The 559-nt window shown below is 40.8% G+C and carries 1 protein-coding gene; it reads left to right on the plus strand.

Annotated features, from left to right (window positions below; all coding sequences use genetic code 11):
• Window positions 1-559 (plus strand): hypothetical protein (locus tag BTV99_RS13490; RefSeq protein WP_178377968.1); only part of this gene is annotated, 559 nt, incomplete at both ends.

Consider the following 559-nt stretch of genomic DNA (forward strand, 5'->3'; position numbering starts at 1 on the left):
TTAGGATGGCTGATATTCTCAGGTGTGATTTATGGCGGCATTAATAATAAGTCTATGCTTGAGGGCTGGTTTAAAGCATTACTTGCAGGGCAATATCAGCCCTTTATCAATCAGCGATTATTAGTGTCACCACGATTTGCGCAAAAGCGTTATGGCAATGAGCGCGATGCCGATAGTCATCAGCTCTACAATACTCAGCAGAGTGTCGTTGATCTGGTCACTCAGTGCTGGATTATTCGCTATCAAAAAGAGTATGAAAATACGCGTAAAAATGATCTTCAAAGCGCGGAATACTATCTTATGAGAGTTTTGGCAATGATTGCGGTACCGCTTGATCTACATGTGCCAACATTCACTCAGTTTTTATTTTATGCAAGCTACCATTGGGAGCAGATGGATGATGTCAATATCGATCAAGCCTTAGTGACTGTGCTTTGTGGTAGACAAGATACGGCAGGTTTGACTAAGAAAAGCTTTGAGCAGTTTTTAAGCCCTACCTATCATGACACTGATTATGTTTATGATTTGGATGATATTTTACAGCTGTCTATTCGAACCC

The sequence above is a fragment of the Psychrobacter sp. Rd 27.2 genome (assembly GCF_001921755.1).
GTDB lineage: Bacteria > Pseudomonadota > Gammaproteobacteria > Pseudomonadales > Moraxellaceae > Psychrobacter > Psychrobacter celer.